Origin of the sequence: Psychrobacillus sp. FJAT-21963 (assembly GCF_001420585.1) — a bacterium.
In the GTDB taxonomy this organism is placed as follows: Bacteria; Bacillota; Bacilli; order Bacillales_A; family Planococcaceae; genus Psychrobacillus.
Map to the genome: position 1 here is coordinate 1 of NZ_LJIY01000029.1, position 2,273 is coordinate 2,273.

The window sequence follows — 2,273 nt, forward strand, 5'->3', positions numbered from 1 at the left end:
TTATCAAGATAAAAATATAAAAAAACAACACTAATCCACCCTAAAACATGTATTAATCTTCTTCCATATTTCCCCTTCATTCAACCTAACTCCTTCCCAAACGAAGAATCAGAGAAATGAGATTGTTGGATTTGTTTGTCATAACCCTTTTACTATAGTAGTCCAACAGTTTGCTTGAGATAACTATTATTTGATTTTATTTCTATAATCTTGCAGAACATTTAAATGGTCAATAAAACTTTCTTTGCTATCTTTGTAAGAATCTAAAATCCATTGTTTTACAGCTACATTCTCACTGACAATAACAAGTTCATCTCTATGTTTTCTTATTTCAATGGTCGATGTATAGGCCTTATATTGATTATATATTAAATCAATATAAGTCTTTAAATCTAAAAAATCTTTATATACTTCTTGTGGAATGTAATCATCATTTATTTTATCTAATCTTGTCATACATTCCTTGATTGCATTAAGTTGGATTTCTAATGAATTCTTTTTACCCCCCTCATTTGCCTGGACTAGGTTATGTAAAGAATTAAATGTTTGCAGATATGAATTTGACCACATACTTATCAATTCAAATGATTTTTTAAAGTTGTCATTTAGTTCTTCCTGTCTTTCCTCTCTACGGAAAGTGGTATCACGGTTCATAATATATATCGCTATCCCACCCGATATACCAGCCCCCAACAAGGCTCCTATAAATGTTGAAAGAGGACCCCATATATCTCCTTCTATTTTTATATTAATTAATGAGAAATTCATAAGAAAGACTAAAACTATTAGGGAGATTGATAATATAAAAACTACTATATAAAGTATAGTTTCTTCAATTTTACTTTCATCCAAAATCTACCACCTCGTCTCATGAATCTCTAATACTTTCTAGCTATCACCAAATATTTTATACGGTACAATTTCAACGTTTTTACCCAATCTACCGGGATGTCTAGGTAACCCATGTCGATTAGTACCTAAACAATATAGCTGTTTATCAAAAGTTTCTACTAATGCTAGAACTTTGTAACATGCATTAAACCACACACCCTGCTCTCCCCATGCAGCCACAATAAAATCTGAATTCTGGATGGATTGCGAGATATAATTGATATTTTCAGAATGAGATTTAACTTCTTTTGAAAGTAGCTCATTAGGGTTTGGGGAAATTAAAGAAAATAAGTTAACTATTTCAATTGACCCACAATTCTTTTTCTTGGCAAAATGAATGCATTTATCTACTGTCGGATCACAAGTTTCCTGATTTGCCAAACTTGGATTTAGCATTATAAACAAAGCCTTTTTCTTAGTTTGTTCCCAGGTACAGTTCAAGTAAAAACGATGTTCTCCTCTTTTATCAAAAGTAGTTCTTATAATTTCATTAGGTAACCATGGTCTTGTCATATTACTTCTCCTTTTTGAAAGCAAATTCTTAAAACCGTATATAATTTATCGCAAACTATAATTTATCAATAGCCCGTGAAAGGTTTTTGTAGGAATTCATTTATTTTAATATTGTTTGAAGGACTCTTTGATATTTATAAATCTCTCTCTTTCCAAAATTGCTAATAAAATAATTTATTACAAATATCAATACTCCAATTAATACCAGACTACCAAAAAGTAAATTACTAATAGAAGATAAAAAATCTGAATAAATATCTGTCATAGAGTTTTGAAGTTTTTCTAACCTCTCACAATTGTCGAATTCAACACACTCTTTTNTTTTGACTCAATTGCATAAACATCGAAGGGATAAAAGATGTAAATCCTTGTGAGAAGAAAATTAAAACAGCAAAAAACAATGGAGCACAAATTGAAAGCACTAAAGAATTGCTCGCGCTAGACCTATTTAACTGATTTTCAATATCAAAATTAAAATATTTTAATGTTTCTTTAGGAAATATTTGATTCAAGTGCTTACCAAATGATATTTCGTATTCAATATTATTTTTAAAATCCTCTTTACTATATTTATAACTTTTTTCACTCTCTTTTAAAATCTTTATAACACTTTTCTTTTTCATAAAACTGTTCTCCCTCTTCCTATGCATCCTCTTAATTTTCCATTAGATCTTATGTTTTTTATCTAATGAAGTTTCTATGTGTCTCATTGAATCTCATGTAATTCTATTTACACATACTCTAGACTAGTTCAATTATACGTACAATGAGGATACAATTTCCAACATTATTTTACTTTTTGATATTAAAAAGGACAACAAATCACACAACGCACGTTGTAATCAATTGTTGTCCTCCAGTTGACTAGT

The 2,273-nt window shown here is 29.5% G+C and carries 2 protein-coding genes; both read right to left on the reverse strand.

Going from position 1 to position 2,273, the window contains the following annotated elements:
* Positions 1-186 precede the first annotated feature (186 nt).
* Positions 187-852, reverse strand: coding sequence for a hypothetical protein (locus AN959_RS20335; protein ID WP_056833451.1), 666 nt, complete (start codon positions 850-852; stop codon positions 187-189).
* Between the two features lie 36 nt (positions 853-888).
* The gene (locus AN959_RS20340) at positions 889-1,404 is read right to left on the reverse strand and encodes a DUF1643 domain-containing protein (RefSeq protein ID WP_056833453.1); all 516 of its coding nucleotides are present in this window, start codon (positions 1,402-1,404) and stop codon (positions 889-891) included.
* Positions 1,405-2,273: the final 869 nt, after the last annotated feature.